The sequence below is a fragment of the Oceanicaulis sp. MMSF_3324 genome (assembly GCF_030733545.1).
Taxonomy (GTDB): domain Bacteria; phylum Pseudomonadota; class Alphaproteobacteria; order Caulobacterales; family Maricaulaceae; genus Oceanicaulis.
Map to the genome: position 1 here is coordinate 148,963 of NZ_JASHIU010000001.1, position 13,815 is coordinate 162,777.

Annotated in this window: 19 protein-coding genes and 1 tRNA gene; 7 read left to right on the plus strand and 13 right to left on the minus strand. The window is 64.4% G+C overall.

The genetic code is table 11. From position 1 onward, the window contains the following. Position 1: 1 nt before the first annotated feature. The 7 genes from RBA95_RS00705 to RBA95_RS00735 all read right to left on the minus strand — a co-directional run bounded on the left by RBA95_RS00705 (position 2) and on the right by RBA95_RS00735 (position 4,486). On the minus strand, positions 2–421 hold the full coding sequence (locus tag RBA95_RS00705; RefSeq protein WP_306014854.1) for a DUF1330 domain-containing protein: 420 nt from the start codon (positions 419–421) through the stop codon (positions 2–4). Positions 422–483: 62 nt separating this feature from the next. Beyond that, a complete protein-coding gene (locus tag RBA95_RS00710) occupies positions 484–1,239 on the minus strand; it encodes an SDR family NAD(P)-dependent oxidoreductase (RefSeq protein ID WP_306014855.1) in 756 nt (251 codons plus the stop codon). Positions 1,240–1,298: 59 nt separating this feature from the next. After that, positions 1,299–1,745, minus strand: a complete 447-nt coding sequence (locus RBA95_RS00715) for a response regulator (RefSeq protein ID WP_306014856.1) — start codon at positions 1,743–1,745, stop codon at positions 1,299–1,301. Between the two features lie 50 nt (positions 1,746–1,795). After that, positions 1,796–2,728 carry a bifunctional methylenetetrahydrofolate dehydrogenase/methenyltetrahydrofolate cyclohydrolase FolD gene (gene folD / locus RBA95_RS00720; RefSeq protein ID WP_306014857.1) on the minus strand — a complete coding sequence of 311 codons (933 nt, stop codon included), beginning with the start codon at positions 2,726–2,728 and terminating at the stop codon, positions 1,796–1,798. Further along, positions 2,725–3,045, minus strand: a complete 321-nt coding sequence (locus RBA95_RS00725) for a DUF167 domain-containing protein (protein ID WP_306014858.1) — start codon at positions 3,043–3,045, stop codon at positions 2,725–2,727. The genes folD and RBA95_RS00725 overlap by 4 nt, the downstream gene beginning before the upstream one ends. A gap of 4 nt (positions 3,046–3,049) precedes the next feature. Beyond that, complete coding sequence (locus tag RBA95_RS00730; protein ID WP_306014859.1) at positions 3,050–3,364, minus strand: YggT family protein; 315 nt, start codon at positions 3,362–3,364, stop codon at positions 3,050–3,052. 87 nt (positions 3,365–3,451) lie between these two features. After that, the gene (locus tag RBA95_RS00735; RefSeq protein ID WP_306014860.1) at positions 3,452–4,486 is read right to left on the minus strand and encodes an ATP-binding protein; all 1,035 of its coding nucleotides are present in this window, start codon (positions 4,484–4,486) and stop codon (positions 3,452–3,454) included. 180 nt (positions 4,487–4,666) lie between these two features. Here RBA95_RS00735 and RBA95_RS00740 point away from each other — a divergent pair. Next, positions 4,667–4,742 (plus strand) — tRNA-Ala (locus RBA95_RS00740). A gap of 73 nt (positions 4,743–4,815) precedes the next feature. On the opposite strand, the gene RBA95_RS00745 is transcribed toward RBA95_RS00740, so the two are convergent. Further along, a complete protein-coding gene (locus tag RBA95_RS00745) occupies positions 4,816–5,634 on the minus strand; it encodes a MipA/OmpV family protein (RefSeq protein ID WP_306014861.1) in 819 nt (272 codons plus the stop codon). Between the two features lie 104 nt (positions 5,635–5,738). Here RBA95_RS00745 and RBA95_RS00750 point away from each other — a divergent pair, with 104 nt between their 5' ends. After that, a complete protein-coding gene (locus RBA95_RS00750) occupies positions 5,739–6,200 on the plus strand; it encodes a hypothetical protein (RefSeq protein WP_306014862.1) in 462 nt (153 codons plus the stop codon). Between the two features lie 10 nt (positions 6,201–6,210). Here RBA95_RS00750 and RBA95_RS00755 read toward each other — a convergent pair whose 3' ends face one another. Beyond that, positions 6,211–6,510: a 4a-hydroxytetrahydrobiopterin dehydratase gene (locus RBA95_RS00755; protein ID WP_371933563.1), complete on the minus strand. Its 300-nt coding sequence runs from the start codon at positions 6,508–6,510 to the stop codon at positions 6,211–6,213. Positions 6,511–6,642: 132 nt separating this feature from the next. Here RBA95_RS00755 and RBA95_RS00760 point away from each other — a divergent pair, with 132 nt between their 5' ends. Continuing rightward, positions 6,643–6,915: a histidine kinase gene (locus RBA95_RS00760; protein ID WP_306014864.1), complete on the plus strand. Its 273-nt coding sequence runs from the start codon at positions 6,643–6,645 to the stop codon at positions 6,913–6,915. Here RBA95_RS00760 and queG read toward each other — a convergent pair. Genes queG through RBA95_RS00775 form a run of 3 tightly spaced genes read right to left on the minus strand, consistent with a single transcriptional unit; the run spans position 6,912 to position 9,722 of the window. Continuing rightward, positions 6,912–8,030 carry a tRNA epoxyqueuosine(34) reductase QueG gene (queG, locus tag RBA95_RS00765; RefSeq protein WP_306014865.1) on the minus strand — a complete coding sequence of 373 codons (1,119 nt, stop codon included), beginning with the start codon at positions 8,028–8,030 and terminating at the stop codon, positions 6,912–6,914. The two genes, RBA95_RS00760 and queG, sit on opposite strands and share 4 nt — an antisense overlap. A gap of 2 nt (positions 8,031–8,032) precedes the next feature. Further along, positions 8,033–8,710: a glutathione S-transferase family protein gene (locus RBA95_RS00770; RefSeq protein WP_306014866.1), complete on the minus strand. Its 678-nt coding sequence runs from the start codon at positions 8,708–8,710 to the stop codon at positions 8,033–8,035. Between the two features lie 31 nt (positions 8,711–8,741). Beyond that, entirely contained in the window at positions 8,742–9,722 is a 981-nt protein-coding gene (locus RBA95_RS00775) for a cation diffusion facilitator family transporter (RefSeq protein WP_306014867.1), read from the minus strand. Between the two features lie 99 nt (positions 9,723–9,821). Between RBA95_RS00775 and RBA95_RS00780 the strand changes: the two genes are divergently transcribed. Then, the gene (locus RBA95_RS00780) at positions 9,822–10,622 is read left to right on the plus strand and encodes an undecaprenyl-diphosphate phosphatase (RefSeq protein WP_306014868.1); all 801 of its coding nucleotides are present in this window, start codon (positions 9,822–9,824) and stop codon (positions 10,620–10,622) included. 3 nt (positions 10,623–10,625) lie between these two features. Here RBA95_RS00780 and RBA95_RS00785 read toward each other — a convergent pair whose 3' ends face one another. Continuing rightward, positions 10,626–11,369 carry an outer-membrane lipoprotein carrier protein LolA gene (locus RBA95_RS00785; RefSeq protein ID WP_306014869.1) on the minus strand — a complete coding sequence of 248 codons (744 nt, stop codon included), beginning with the start codon at positions 11,367–11,369 and terminating at the stop codon, positions 10,626–10,628. Positions 11,370–11,513: 144 nt separating this feature from the next. On the opposite strand from RBA95_RS00785, the gene RBA95_RS00790 reads away from it, so the two are divergent. From RBA95_RS00790 to RBA95_RS00800, 3 genes are read left to right on the plus strand one after another with little or no spacing between them, the layout of a single operon-like run. After that, positions 11,514–12,302 (plus strand): thioesterase family protein, encoded by a 789-nt coding sequence (locus RBA95_RS00790; protein ID WP_306014870.1) that lies wholly within the window; start codon positions 11,514–11,516, stop codon positions 12,300–12,302. Positions 12,303–12,348: 46 nt separating this feature from the next. After that, on the plus strand, positions 12,349–12,915 hold the full coding sequence (locus tag RBA95_RS00795; protein ID WP_306014871.1) for a DUF2244 domain-containing protein: 567 nt from the start codon (positions 12,349–12,351) through the stop codon (positions 12,913–12,915). A gap of 22 nt (positions 12,916–12,937) precedes the next feature. Beyond that, positions 12,938–13,810, plus strand: coding sequence for a methylated-DNA--[protein]-cysteine S-methyltransferase (locus tag RBA95_RS00800; protein ID WP_306014872.1), 873 nt, complete (start codon positions 12,938–12,940; stop codon positions 13,808–13,810). Positions 13,811–13,815: the final 5 nt, after the last annotated feature.

The window sequence follows — 13,815 nt, forward strand, 5'->3', positions numbered from 1 at the left end:
ATCAGCTGAATTCGGAAATCAGATCAAGCGGCGTGTGCCGGATCAGGCGGCTGTCGAGCACGGCGGCCTGACGGTGCGGCACCGCCTCGTTCTGATAGACCGGGTCGGTGACCATTTCGAGAAAGGCGGCCGCGCTGGGATAGGCGGCGACAAAGGACAGGTGCCAGTTTTCCTCGGACGGACCGATCAGGGTCAACTTGGGCGCGCCGCGCCAGACAATGGTCCCGCCCACGCGTTTGAACACCGGCCCCGACGTCTGGCCATAGGTCTTGTACGCTTCAAATCCACTCACATCACGGCCGTCAGGATAGGCAGCCTTCTCGCGCAGACGCAGAAGATTGAGCATTTGTATGGGCTCGTCGCGCGGCAGTTCCTTGAACAGCTTGAAGGCTTCGCGTTCGGGATCGATATGGCCGGTCATGAGTGTCCTCCCTGAGTCATTTGTCAGGCAGGAAAACGCTTCAGACGCAAAAGCTCAAGCCCTTAAGGATCGATAATCTCGCCCGCCCAGTCAAAAACGCATCCGCTCTGCTCGGGCCGCACCTGGTCGATCACATCGAGCAGGCGTTCAGCGCTATAGGCCGGCGTGAAGAGCTTGCCCTCGGGCACATTGCCCTGAAACGGCTCTGACAGCCCCGTGTCCACCGTGCCCGGATGCAGCCCGATGCACGCCGCATGCGGGCGTTTGCGCGCCAGTTCGATGGCGCAGGTCTTCAGGATCTGGTTGAGGGCCGCCTTGGAGGCGCGATAGCTGTGCCAGCCGCCCAGACGGTTATCCGAGATCGAGCCCACCCGCGCCGACAACGCTGCGAAGACCGCTTTCTCCGGCGTTTCCTTGTTCCCGCGCGCCAAAGCGTCCAGAGCATGACCCGCAATCAGCGCCGGACCGATCGTATTGATCCGGAAAAGCTCGGACATGTACGCAGCGTCGATATGCCGCCAGGTCTTTTCCGGGCCTCGGCCCGCCTCGTCCACAAGCACGCCGGTGGCCACGACCACAAGATGCAGGGGCCCGGTCTCTGACGCGGCGGCGACCGCATCCTTGATGGAATCGGGCGCATCGAAATCCAGCTTCAGGGCGTGCGCGCCTGTGATGGAGACCGCGGACCGGCTGGCCGCGTACACGGCGCCGGAGCGCGGGTCATCCACAAGCTGCTCGGTCAGCGCGCGGCCCACACCGCCGGACGCGCCAACGATCAGGGCGCGATAGCCTTCGGGAAAAGTCGATAAACTTGCCATATACGCGCAGATAGGCTGCGCCAGAGGACTGGCCAGTCTTTAGAAGGACATGCGCACCATCAGATCTTGAAGGTGCCTGTCATGTCGTCAAGAACGACGCCGTCTGACGGGGCGCTGCCGGCGGCGCTTTGCACCCAGAACAGCAATTCGCGACTTTTTTCGTCGAGACCCTTCTGGAAATAGTCGTTCTTGTCCAGAAACTTGACGGCTTCTCCCGCCCAGTCGGGCTGCACATTGGCCGCCCCGGTCAGCACCAGGATCGGCGTGCCCTTGGCCTGTCGCTCCAACAGCCCAACAGTGTCCTTGGGCTGGGTGGAATCGGGCAGGCGCAAATCCGCGATGATCAGGTCATAGGACTGGCGGGACAGCTTCTGACGCGCGTCATGAAGCGTGCGCACCACCTGCAGATCCATGTCATAGCCCCCGGCGTCGCAGAGCGCATGCTGGAGCAACATCGCGTCCGCGAAGTCATCTTCAACATGAAGGACAGACAGGGGTTGCGGCATGGTCCTCTCCAGATGGGCACTAAACTACCGGATGTATGCTTAATCAGGTTTTAACCCGGCAAAACATCACCGACGGATGCGGGCACCGGCAAGCTAGCACGCCGTGCAGCCGCCGCAACCGTGTTGGCGAGCAACATGGCGATTGTCATGGGGCCGACCCCTCCGGGGACCGGCGTGACAAAACCTGCGATTTCAATTGCCTGGTCAAAATCAACATCACCGACCAGACGGCCCTTGCCGGTCTCGCTCTCGACCCGGTTGATTCCCACATCGATGACGCACGCGCCCGGCTTGATCCAATCGCCCTTAACGAGGTTTGGACGGCCCACGGCGGCGATGATGATATCCGCCTCGCGACAGACCGCTGGCAGATCGCGCGTGCGCGAGTGCGCCAGCGTGACCGTGCAGTTTTCCGCCAGGAAGAGCAGTGCGGCCGGCTTGCCCACCAGAATGGAGCGTCCGATCACCACGACGGATTTGCCCGACAGATCGCCCAGAGCCTGTTTGGCCAGGAACACGCTGCCCGACGGCGTGCAGGGCCGCATGCCCGGCGCGCCCAGCACCAGGGCGCCGGCGCTTTGCGCGGTCAGCCCGTCCACATCCTTGTCGGGACGAATGGTCTGGACCACTTCGGTTTCATCCAGGCCCTTGGGAAGCGGCAATTGGACGAGAATGCCGTCCACGCCGTCATCTTCATTGAGCCCGCGCACCAAAGCGAGCAGGTCGGCCTGGCTGACATCGGCGGGCAGGATATGCTCAACCGAACGCATGCCCGCCGCTTCGGTCCGGCGCACCTTGTTGCGCACATAGACCTGGCTTGCAGGGTCCTCGCCCACCAGAACAACGGCCAGGCAAGGCGCGCGGCCCAGTTGCGGTTCAAGCTGACGCGCGCCATCAGCGGCGGCGGCGTCAACAGCGGCGGCGGCGGCCTTGCCGTCAATCAGCTTGGCGGTCGCACGGGAGGGCGTGATGATGTCGGTCATGAGCCGGGGTGATGGAGCAAGCCCGAGACCACGTCAAGCAGCGGATTTGTCGCGGCTGTGCGCACCAGAAGGGTTTTCTCCCGCTGGGTCGCGCCCGCAATGACGCTGACGGTGGATTTGGGCACGCCCAGCGCCTTGGCGATGAGCGCGCACAGCTCGGTATTGGCTGCGCCCTTGTCCGGCGCCGATCGGACTTTGGCGACCAGCCGCACCCGGCCATCAGCCCCTTCGCGCCCGCCGCCGAGATGAGCGCGCGCAGCCTTGGGCTGGACCCTGACGAACAGGCGCAAACCGTCCTCGACCGTCTGCGCCGGCATGGTGTCAGCCCAGCCGGGGGAAGATCTGTCCGAGGATCAGCCAGTTACGAACGAACATGATCACCAGAAGCAGAACCAGGGGCGACAGGTCCAGACCGCCCAGGGGCGGCAGAATATTACGGATCGGCCGCAGCAAGGGCTCGGTGATCGTGCCGGTGAGACGCCAGATCGTGCTGACAAGCTGATTGTTCGGATTAACAACGTTAAACGAGATCAGCCAGCTCAGGATCACCCCGACAAAGATGACATAGACCAGCAATTGCAGGGGGATCAGGATGAACAGGTACACAAGGACCTGCGCCAGAGACATGTATTCCATGGGTGTCAGCGCTCTCGTTCGAAACTCTTCTCACTCATGCTGGTCTAGCCCTCACCGGCCCGGGCTGACAAGCAGCTTCGCTCACGCTCAGGGCGCTGCCGGCAGCGTCATCACGAAGCGGGCTCCGTTTTCATATCCCGTATCGAGCCAGATCCGGCCGCCATCCGCCTCTATTATGTGCTTGCACAAGGCCAGGCCCAGCCCCACGCCCTCGACCGGTCCGGTGGACATGCGGAACAGCACGTCAAAGATCATCTCGCTCTGGCGCGGATCGATGCCGGGCCCGTCATCCTCCACCACGATCTCCACCCAGCCGTCCTCGACGCCGCGCGCATAGATCCGCACAACAGGAACGTCCTTGGAGAATTTAAGCGCGTTATCGAGCAGATGACTGAAGACCAGGGTCATCAAGCGCTCATCCGCCCAGACCACCGGCAGGGGGGCGATCTCGATCTGCGCGCCCTGGCTGTCGATCTCGACCTTCATCGCATCCCGGACGGTCTTGAGAACCGCCTTCAGATCGAGCCGGACAGGATCATGATCCGCACTGATGGCGCGCACATATTCAACCAGCGCGCTGGTCAGGTCCTGCATCCGCTCCACCGACCCGTTCAGGCGTTCAAGATAATCGCGGCCAGTGGGGCTGAGCGTGTCGGCTTCCTCGCGTTCAATCAGGCCGGCGAACACCGAAATATGGCGCAAGGGCGCGCGCAGATCGTGGGATGCGGCGGTGGCGAAGCGCTGCAGCCCGGCATGGGTGTTCTCGATCTTCTTCTGGAGCGCCTGATAATCCTCGCGCTTGACCGTGTTTACGGGCGTCAGACGTCGTTCCTGCGCCATGGCCAGCATTTGCGGCATCCAGTACCAGAGCAGGATCGCGCCGCAGAGGCCGAAGGCCGCGCTGGTCAGATAGACCATGCCGTCTATGACCGGGTGGGGCGTGTTGATCGAGACAAGCCGCGCCAGATGCGCGATCGCCGCCAGGGCGGCAAGCACCGTGATGGACCGCACCATCTTCAGACGCAGGAGGGATTTGTTGCAGCGCATCTGCCAGATCAGCGTGCCGGCGATCAGCGCATAGGCCAGGAAGATCAGGCTATGGGACAGCATCTGGAAAAACACGCTCTGCGCGTGTTCTCCCATGCCGAACAGATGGAGGTGTGTCCCCTCCGTATGCCCTGACCCCTCATCCATGCGCATGTTTTATAACGAAGCGCAGTTTACGCAAACGTCAATCATATGTCGGTGGCGTCCATGCTTGACAATCGCGGACGTGATACGTACCTCCCCAGTCTCTGGAACGGGGCCGTAGCTCAGTTGGGAGAGCGCGTCGTTCGCAATGACGAGGTCAGGGGTTCGATTCCCCTCGGCTCCACCAGATCCTCTTTGATTTCAGCAACAAACGACAACGCCGCCCGAAGGCGGCGCGTCCAGTTCGTCATCTCAAAACCCTAGAAACGGCGACCGATCGCGAGCCCGAGAAAGACCTGATCCTCGCTGCCGCGTTCGGCAACGATGGGGCTGTCCGCGTAATCGCCCAGAAGGCGCGAATACCCCGCAACGCCGGTCACCGACCAGCTCCGGCTCACCGCCACATCCAGTATGGCCGTCACGCCCACATCGCGCACGCCGCCCTCGGCGGTGTAGAGCGACAGGCCGGTCGCGGCGGCGTCAACGGCATCCACAGAAAACAAGGTGTCGGCATAATCGTCTGAAAACCCGCTCACAGAGGCGGACAGCGCCGCGAAGACGCCGCGGGAGACCATGACGCCGTAATCGGCCGAGGCGCTCCAGGCGATGCCGTCGAAATTACCCAGCGCATCAAGGCCTGCATCCACACCAATGCCGAACCGATCGCGCTCCGCCAGCACGTTCTCGGCCAAGGTCAGATCTACATAACCGCCCGTGATGAGGGAGGAATCCACATCCCGCATACGGTCGACGATCTCATCCTCCACGTCGTCTCGACCGCCGGACCAGCGCACATAGGCGCCCAGTTCCCACGGACCGGTTTCGTAAAGCGTGGCCGCCAGACCCGGTCCGTTGGTGCGGAAGGAGACGCCGCCCAGTTCAAAGCGCGCCGCGCCGAACGGAATGACGCGGTAATCGTCTGATCCGGCATAGTCAGGCAGCATGGCCGCGCCGCCTGCGACATAATTGCGCGGCACAGGGCTGGATTGAGAGCCCTCGGCGATCTGAGCGTGGGCCGCGCCCTGTCCCGCAATCATGGCGGCGCAGAAAACCGATGTCGCCAGAAGAACTTGTTTCATTCCATACCCCCTCAAGGTCACAAGCCCTCAATGCTAGATCACACAAGGCCGAGAGCAAGCGTGTTCATACGATTTCTTTACCTCGACAGCGTAGTCTGAGCGCTATGAAAACCTTGCGTCACATTCTGGGTCTGGGACTCACATGCGCCCTTCTGGGCGCGGCTCCGGCATGGGCTCTGGGCGGGGGCGGCGGCAGTGCGCCTCCGGCGGAAGAAGCGCCCGAAGAATCCATGGGCCGCACCCTGAGCCACGCCAACAGCTATGTCCGCATGGAACCGGTACGCGCCTCGGTGCAAGCCGATTTCCGCATGCGGGGCCTGTTGCAGGTGGGCCTGGCGCTGGATGCGCCGCACAGCCGCACGCGCCAGGTGATCGCCGAGCGCCAGATCTGGCTGCGCGACGCCTATTCGCAGGCCATGCTGCTCTATTCGGGCCGGATGTATCGCTGGGGCCAGATCCCGGATGCGGACATCATCGCGCGCCTGTTGCAGGAAGAGACCGATCGTGTGATCGGACCGGGCCAGGCGACGGTGGTGCTCGATACGGTGATCGTTCACGCCACCTGACCCCAAGGGCCTAGCTCTTGTTCAGGACCGCCGCGCGTTCTTCGATGAATTGCGCCAGCTCAAGGTCCAGCTGGGTCACTCCGCCCGCATCATGGGTGGAGAGCGTCACATCCACAGTGTTGTAGACATTGAACCATTCAGGGTGATGGTCCATCTGCTCGGCCTTCATCGCCACCTGCGTCATCAGGGCGAAAGCGCTCTTGAAGTCGTCAAACTTGAAGACCTTGCGCACCGCATCCCGTTTTTCGACGGCTTCCCAGCCGGCAAGCTGATCGATCAGGGTCTGTGCGCCAATTTTATCCGCCATCATGTCCTCCTTGGTGTCTGGCCTGAAAGCTGGCCGCAAACCGCTTGCGCTTCAAGGCCACCCCCCTGCGTTTACTAAAAATGAGGGGGTGTTGGGGCAGACTTCAGGCTCTGATTGTAAATCACGGAGGCGGCCATGACCCGCTATCTGGTGTCTGAAGAAAACCCGACCGGTCGCAAGCTGGAAGACATCCTGATCGAATTGCGCGCGGATGTGCTGATCCGCTGCACCAAGATCTCCAATGATCTGCGTCCCGAGGCGCTGCATGTGCTGGCCAATAACGTCAAAGTGCTCGAGCACCTGACCGAAGCGGTCGAGCTGGCGCAGGACAGTACGAATCTGCTCAATCGCGCCTTTGGCCCCAGCCAGGCCGACCAGGGCGGCCCGCCGCGCATCGGCGAAGCCTAGGCGCTCCGCCATTCAAGACGCACGTCCGGGCTGGCCTCGATGCCGGCCCGTTGCGTCTTCTCGGCGTCAAACCGCACCCGGTCCAGCTGCGCCAGCGCCCAGATCGCCGCGCCGCGCACAAGCTCTGAAGGGTCATCCAGCAAGGCGACCGCCTTGTCCGCCAACGCGCGGTCATCGCTATTGCCCAGCGCGATCAGAACATTTCTGACAAACCGGTCCCGGCCCACCCGCTTGATGGGCGAGCCGCGAAAGAATTCGCGAAACGCCGCATCATCCAGCGTCGCCAGCTCGGCCAGCTTGGGCCCGGTCAGCGCTTCGCGCGGGTGAAACGCCGCTTCTGAACTGGCTTGCGCGAACTTGTTCCACGGACACACCGCCAGACAGTCATCACAGCCATAGATCCGGTTGCCCATCGGCTTACGGAACTCGAGCGGGATCGGGCCCTTGTTCTCGATGGTCAGATACGAGATGCAGCGCCGCGCATCGATCTGGTAGGGCGCGGGAAAGGCGTTGGTCGGGCAGATATCCAGACAGGCCCGGCACGAGCCGCAATGGTCGGTTTCGGGCGCATCGGGCGCCAGCTCCGCCGCGGTCAGCATCACCCCCAGAAACAGCCAGCTGCCATGGGTGCGACTGACGAGATTGGTGTGCTTGCCCTGCCAGCCGAGGCCCGATTTGTGCGCCAGCGGCTTTTCCATCAGGGGCGCGGTGTCGACGAACACCTTCACCTCGGCCCCGGTTTCGCGGTGAAACGCGCCCGCAAAACGCTTGAGGCGCTTTTTCAGGACGTCGTGATAGTCCTTGTTCTGGGCATAGACGCTGATGGCGGCTTCATCGCGCCGGTCCAGGATCTCCAGCGGATCGTGCTCGGGCCCGTAATCGAGCCCCACCACCACCGCCGATTTCGCATCCGGCCACATATGGGTGGGGTGAGCGCGGCGCTCCAGCGTGTCTTCCATCCACGCCATATCGCCATGCCGGCCCTCGCCGACAAAGCGCTTGAGCCGTTCTCCGGCCTCCCACGGCTCATCGGCGCGAGTGACGCGCACGACGGAAAAGCCGGCCTCCAGCGCCAGCGCCTTGACCCGCTCGGCCTGCTCGTCCGGCGTCGTCATGTCTAGAAATCCAGATCCTGATAGCCATCCACGGGCGGGCAGCCCGGCAGGCGATCGGCCAGAATGCCTCGGAAGGACGGGCGGCACTTGATGCGCTGGTACCAGGCCTTCGCCGCCGGGAAATCATCCCACGGCATATCGCCCAGATAATCGACACAGGACAGGTGCGCCGCAGCGACAAGATCGGCCAGCGTGAATCGCGGCCCGGCCAGACCGTCGCGCTGATCAAGCAGCCCGCACATATAGTCGAGATGCCAGCGCAGCATGTCGCGGCCGATCCGGATCGCCTCCATGTCCGGCGCGCCGAGCGACTGCACCCGCTTTTCCAGCTTTTCATGGAGCAGATAGGCGTTCACTTCGGCGTTGAACTTCACATCGAACCAGGCCGCCAGCCGCCTCGCCTCGGCGCGGTCCGCCGCGCCGCCCGGCAACAGCGCGGGGTCGGGATGGGTCTCTTCCAGATATTCCAGGATCGCCCGGGTCTCGCACAGGGCCGTTCGCCCCTTGTCGGTCTCTTCAACCAGGACCGGGGGCAGACCGGTGGGATTGAGCGCGACCAGATCATCCGGCAAATCCCAGAAACGCTGATACTCGGCCTCGAAATCGAGCTTCTTCTCGGCGAGCGCGAGGCGGACCTGTCGGGACCAGGGATCGAGGGGCCAATGGTGCAAGATACGCATGGCCCCACCCTAACCGTTATCGGCCCATGGCTTAAGCCGGATCATCCGCTGGACCTGCACTCGACGCGCCGTCCCGGCCGAAATAGGCATTGCCATGCGGGGCCGCACGCCCCTTGGGATCGGGGTGAATGAGCACGTCAGCCGCCGGATAGGCCGCCATCACCCGCGCTTCGGCCGCCACCAGTATGGCGTGGGCCTGGGTCAGGGTCAGCTCGGGCTCCAGCTCCATATGCATCTGGATATGGATGAACGGCCCCGAGGCGCGCGTACGCAGCTGGTGCACGCCCAGGACCCGCGGATCGTCCGCGGCCAGCGCCTTGATCTGCTCGCGCTCTTCATCGGGCAGCTCCCGGTCCATCAGGGCGGAGATCGCCTCACGCCCCACCGTGAAGGCTGTCCAGAACAGCCACAGCACCACGATGAAGCCCATGATCGGGTCGGCGCGCTCGATTCCCACCAGCGCCAGCACGAGGCCGACCACGACTACCATGTTCGAGCTGAGATCGGCGAAATAGTGCGCCCGGTCACCCGTCACAGCGAGCGAACCGGTCTGCTTCACCGCGCGCGTCTGCGCCCAGACCAGCCCCAGCGTCAGGGCGATGGACAGCCCCATGACCGATAACGCGATCGCGCCTGCATCCAGAGGCTGGGGGTCAACGAACCGGTTCCAGGATTCATGGATCAGATAGCCTGCGGAGAGGGCCACCAGCAGGGCTTGCAGCAGGCTGGCCAGCGCTTCCGCCTTGCCATGGCCGTAACGATGCTCGGCATCCGCCGGGGTCGCTGCATAGCGCACCGCGAAAAACGTCGTCAGAGACGCCACCAGGTCCAGCGAGGAATCCGCCAGCGACGCCAGCATGGCGATGGAGCCTGAGAGGATCCAGGCGATCAGCTTGGCGATGACCAGCGTCGCGGCCACCATCACCGACAGCCGGGTGACATGACCGGTGATCTTGCGGGCCTCCGCGGGGGCGAGCTTGCCCGGACCGGCTTCAAGCGCGTCGTGCGGCATGGCGTTCTTTCATTATGTGTTGTCCAGACGGTATTGGCTCTTGGCGATCGCAGCAATCCCGCGCACTCTGCCGCCGAACCAGCGGGGGAAAGTGACGCCATGGGCCTTCTTCATCTCATTATTCTGGCGATCGTCCAAGGGATCACCGAGTTTCTCCCCATTTCCTCCTCGGCCCACCTGATCCTTGCGCCGCAAGTGCTGGGCGATGCGGATCAGGGCCCGCTGATCGATGTGATGGCGCATCTGGGCACGCTGTTCGCCGTGCTGGTCTATTTTCGCGCTGACGTGGTGAATGTGGCGACCGGCAAGCTGGCGCTGTTACAGGGCCGGATCACGCCGGGCGGAAAGCTGGCGCTGCTGATCGCCGTCGCCACCCCGCCCGTGCTGATCGCTGGCGGCGGACTCTATCTGTCAGGGATGGCGGATGCGCTGCGGTCGCCGCTGGTGATCGCCTGGGCGACGCTGATCCTGGCCCTGCCGCTCTGGCTGGCGGACCATTTCGGCAAGCAGACCGTAACCACCGAGACCCTGAGCTGGCGCAGCGCCATCCTGATCGGACTGGCGCAGATGTTCGCGCTGATCCCCGGATCCTCGCGGTCGGGCGTGACCATGACGGCGGCGCGTGCGCTCGGCATGGCGCGCAGCGAGGCGGCGCGCTTTTCCATGCTGATGTCCGTGCCGGTCCTGGCCGCGTTCGGGCTTCTGGCGGTGATCGAGCTGGCGCGCGGCGCAGACACCGCCCACTCGCTGACCGACGGCCTGATCGTCGCCGCCCTGTCCTTTGTCGCCGCCCTCGCCTCGATCGCCGTGCTGATGCGCGTGGTGGACCGTCTGGGCTTCCTGCCCTTCGTGATCTACCGGCTGGGCCTGGCGGCGCTGTTGTTCTGGTGGGCGCTTTAGCGCCTAGCGACCGCGACGACGGCGATCCCCGCCCATCACGTCCTCATCATCGAGGATGAACTGGCGCGGACTGATCCGCACGCCGGTCTCGACCTCTGACAGGCTCACCTCGGTCAGGCCACCCATGGCGTCCACCGTGTACCAGCCTGCGAGGGTCATGGAATCCGGCGCGGCGTCCGGATCGGCATCGTCGAACACCAGCGTCAGGCGCCCCTGGACCTCGCCCTCAGGGTCTTCCAGCGTCACATAGAGTCGGCCGTCATACCGGCCCGCATCCACAACGGCGCCGGACTCCGCCAGATCCAGATCCGCCTCCAGCAAAAAGCGCAGCGGCGTCGCGCCAATGGGCGCGCGGTCAATGGTTTCAAGATCGAAATCGGCGATGGCGACAGTCGAGCCGTCCGCCACGACCAGCACCGGATTGGGATCGTCATAGTCGAACCGCGCCCGGCCCGGACGGTCGATCTCCAGAACACCGGCGGTTTCGGAATTGTCCGCTGCAACCTGCTGGAACCGGGCGCGCAGCGTGTCGAGCCCGTTCAGCCAGGCTTCCGCCCGCTCCGCACCCGCTTCAGGCGTGATCTGGCCCGGCGCCGCCTCGACCGGCTGGGCCTCGGGCAGAGCCTCTTCAATGACGCGCGAGGCGTTCGCGGCCGGCTCGGCCGGAGCCTGCGCAGGCGTTTCGGTTTGCTGGGCGCCGGAGATCAGCGTCAGCGCGGCGGAGAGGAGAAAAGCTGTCGTGTTCATGGGTCCTGTCTAGACCGGGAATTGGGCGTGAGAAAGGCCGACCCGTTCATCTTCGTGACAGGCTTCAGTGGGCGATGCTTGCCCTGATGGGCCGGTTCGGGCTTGATGCCGCACACCTGTCCGCCTCCCAGCCTGTGAGTCCCCATGTCCATCGCCCAGCTGCTCGCGCACCACGATTTCTCGGCCACGACCTTCACGCTGGATGTCCCGGATCAGTGGAAACAGGGCCGCACCGTTTACGGCGGCCTGTCCGCCGGGTTGTGCTTGCAAGCCGCCTTGCCACACGCGCAGGATCGCCCCCTGCGCAGCGCCATGATCAGCTTTGTCGGCCCCAGCGCCGGGCGCCTCAGCGTGGACGCGGAAAAACTGCGCGAAGGCCGCACGGCCTGTTCGGTGCGCGCGCGTCTGAGCGGCGAGGCGGGCATCGGCGTGGAAACCGTGTTCACCTTCGCCGGGGAACGGGAGTCCGCCTATCTGATGGAGCCCGCCCCCATGCCCGAACGGGCCCGGGCGCCCGAGGCGGACGCCGAAACGCTGCAGTTTCCAGAGGGCGCGCCGGTCTTCACCCGCAATTTCGAGTTCATCTGGGCGGGCGGCGGCGTGCCGTTCACCCAGAGCGACAAACCCGTCATCCGCATGTGGGTCCGCCATGCCGACCCCGACGCCCGTGACATGCCGATCGCCTTGATGACGCTGGGTGATGCGCTGGCTCCCGCCCTGGCGCCGCTATTGAGCACCCCGACCCCGCTCTCATCCATGACCTGGATGGTGGATCTTCTGACCGACCACCCCCGAACCCGGGATGGCTGGTGGCTTCTGGAAAGCCGGGCGGATCATGTGCGTGGCGGCTTCTCGACCCAGGACATGACCATCTGGAACACGGACGGCGCTTGCGTGGCCAAGGGCCGCCAGATGGTGACCGTGTTCGGATAGACGCCTGAACTGGCCAAGGCCTGATCCGCGCCCTATTTTGCCGCTCATGGAACGACGTCGGCTGATAGAGACCTGGCCTTCAGACCATGCCGCCCCGCCTCTGGCGGAGGGCGAACAGCTTTATATGGACGCCCAGGTCCGCCCCAATCGCTCCTTGCCCAATCCCGGTTTCATCGCCCTGATGATCGCCATGGGCGTTATCAGCTTTTCCGCTGGGATCGCCTTCATGGTCATGGGCGCCTGGCCGGTGATGGGCTTTTTCGGGCTCGATGTCCTGTTGATCTGGCTGGGCTTCAGGCTGTCCTACCGGGACGGGCGGCGCATGGAATCCATCAAGATCACGAGCCGGGAAATTCGTGTCATCCGCCGCTTCCCCACCGGCCATCTGACCCAGTTCATCCTGCCCAGCGCCTGGACCCGGGTCATTGTCGAGGGCGAAGGCGAGCCCGATGTGCAGGCCAGGCTGACCGCCATGGGCAAGAGCCTGATCGTGGGCAGCTGGCTGTCCCCGAAAGAACGCGAAAGCCTGGCCGATGCGATCCGCGCTGCGCTGGACGACGCCCGCCGCGGGCGCGGACCGCAGCTGGCGCAAGAATCAGGTGGCGAAGCCTGACCGGGCGCGGCACGCTGCGCCCATGACCGCTGATTTAAACACCCTTTCCTCGCCCGACCGGCTGAAACTTCGCTCCGAAGATTATGACCGCGTGGTCTCTGCGCTGGACTATCTGTCCGAGCACTGGCGCGAACAGCCCGATCTCGCTTCTGCGGCGCAGGCGGCGGGTCTGTCCCCGCATCATTTCCAGCGCGTCTTCACCCGCTGGACCGGCGCCAGCCCGAAAAAACTGGTGCAGGCCCTGACCCATGCCAGCGCCCGCAAGCTGCTGGTGGATGGGGCGAGCGTTCTGGACGCGGCGCTGGAGAGCGGCCTGTCCGGCCCATCCCGCCTGCATGACATCTTCATCGCCGAAGAGGCGACGACGCCGGGCGACGTGAAAGCGGGCGGATCCGGGCTCGACTTCCGGTACGGGTTCGCCCCCTCTCCCTTTGGCGTGGCGGTTTTCGTCATCGCGCCACGCGGGCTGTCCGGCCTCGCCTTTTGCAATCGGGGCGAGGAAGAGGAAGCCTTTGGCGATCTCGCCCGGCGTTTCCCGCAGGCGCGGTATGAGCGCGATGATTCCCTGGCGGCCGATTGGGCCGGGCGGGTCTTTGACGCCAATGCTGGAGACACGACCTTGCCGCTGGCGCTTTATGGCGCCCCTTTCCGGCGCCAGGTCTGGAGGGCCCTGCTCAGCATTCCGTCAGCGCGCACCGTCAGCTATGGCGATATCGCCGCAGCCGCCGGCAAGACCGGCGCCGCCCGCGCGACCGGCGCCGCGGTGGGCGCGAACCCGATCAGCTGGCTCATTCCCTGTCACCGCGTGCTCGCGGCGGACGGGCGACTGACCGGGTATCACTGGGGGCTGGATCGTAAGCGCGCAATGCTCGCCTATGAGGCCGCAACGGGTTAAAAGCC

Excerpts from the sequence above, each read along its gene's own strand:
- RBA95_RS00780 (WP_306014868.1), top strand. The coding sequence starts at position 9,822 with ATGGGCCTTCTTCATCTCATTATTCTGGCGATCGTCCAAGGGATCACC.
- RBA95_RS00790 (WP_306014870.1), top strand. The coding sequence starts at position 11,514 with ATGTCCATCGCCCAGCTGCTCGCGCACCACGATTTCTCGGCCACGACC.
- RBA95_RS00785 (WP_306014869.1), bottom strand. The coding sequence starts at position 11,369 with ATGAACACGACAGCTTTTCTCCTCTCCGCCGCGCTGACGCTGATCTCC.
- RBA95_RS00800 (WP_306014872.1), top strand. The coding sequence starts at position 12,938 with ATGACCGCTGATTTAAACACCCTTTCCTCGCCCGACCGGCTGAAACTT.
- RBA95_RS00760 (WP_306014864.1), top strand. The coding sequence starts at position 6,643 with ATGACCCGCTATCTGGTGTCTGAAGAAAACCCGACCGGTCGCAAGCTG.
- RBA95_RS00745 (WP_306014861.1), bottom strand. The coding sequence starts at position 5,634 with ATGAAACAAGTTCTTCTGGCGACATCGGTTTTCTGCGCCGCCATGATT.
- RBA95_RS00725 (WP_306014858.1), bottom strand. The coding sequence starts at position 3,045 with ATGCCGGCGCAGACGGTCGAGGACGGTTTGCGCCTGTTCGTCAGGGTC.
- RBA95_RS00710 (WP_306014855.1), bottom strand. The coding sequence starts at position 1,239 with ATGGCAAGTTTATCGACTTTTCCCGAAGGCTATCGCGCCCTGATCGTT.
- RBA95_RS00705 (WP_306014854.1), bottom strand. The coding sequence starts at position 421 with ATGACCGGCCATATCGATCCCGAACGCGAAGCCTTCAAGCTGTTCAAG.
- RBA95_RS00795 (WP_306014871.1), top strand. The coding sequence starts at position 12,349 with ATGGAACGACGTCGGCTGATAGAGACCTGGCCTTCAGACCATGCCGCC.
- RBA95_RS00775 (WP_306014867.1), bottom strand. The coding sequence starts at position 9,722 with ATGCCGCACGACGCGCTTGAAGCCGGTCCGGGCAAGCTCGCCCCCGCG.
- RBA95_RS00730 (WP_306014859.1), bottom strand. The coding sequence starts at position 3,364 with ATGGAATACATGTCTCTGGCGCAGGTCCTTGTGTACCTGTTCATCCTG.
- RBA95_RS00755 (WP_371933563.1), bottom strand. The coding sequence starts at position 6,510 with ATGATGGCGGATAAAATTGGCGCACAGACCCTGATCGATCAGCTTGCC.
- folD (WP_306014857.1), bottom strand. The coding sequence starts at position 2,728 with ATGACCGACATCATCACGCCCTCCCGTGCGACCGCCAAGCTGATTGAC.
- RBA95_RS00770 (WP_306014866.1), bottom strand. The coding sequence starts at position 8,710 with ATGCGTATCTTGCACCATTGGCCCCTCGATCCCTGGTCCCGACAGGTC.
- RBA95_RS00750 (WP_306014862.1), top strand. The coding sequence starts at position 5,739 with ATGAAAACCTTGCGTCACATTCTGGGTCTGGGACTCACATGCGCCCTT.
- RBA95_RS00715 (WP_306014856.1), bottom strand. The coding sequence starts at position 1,745 with ATGCCGCAACCCCTGTCTGTCCTTCATGTTGAAGATGACTTCGCGGAC.
- queG (WP_306014865.1), bottom strand. The coding sequence starts at position 8,030 with ATGACGACGCCGGACGAGCAGGCCGAGCGGGTCAAGGCGCTGGCGCTG.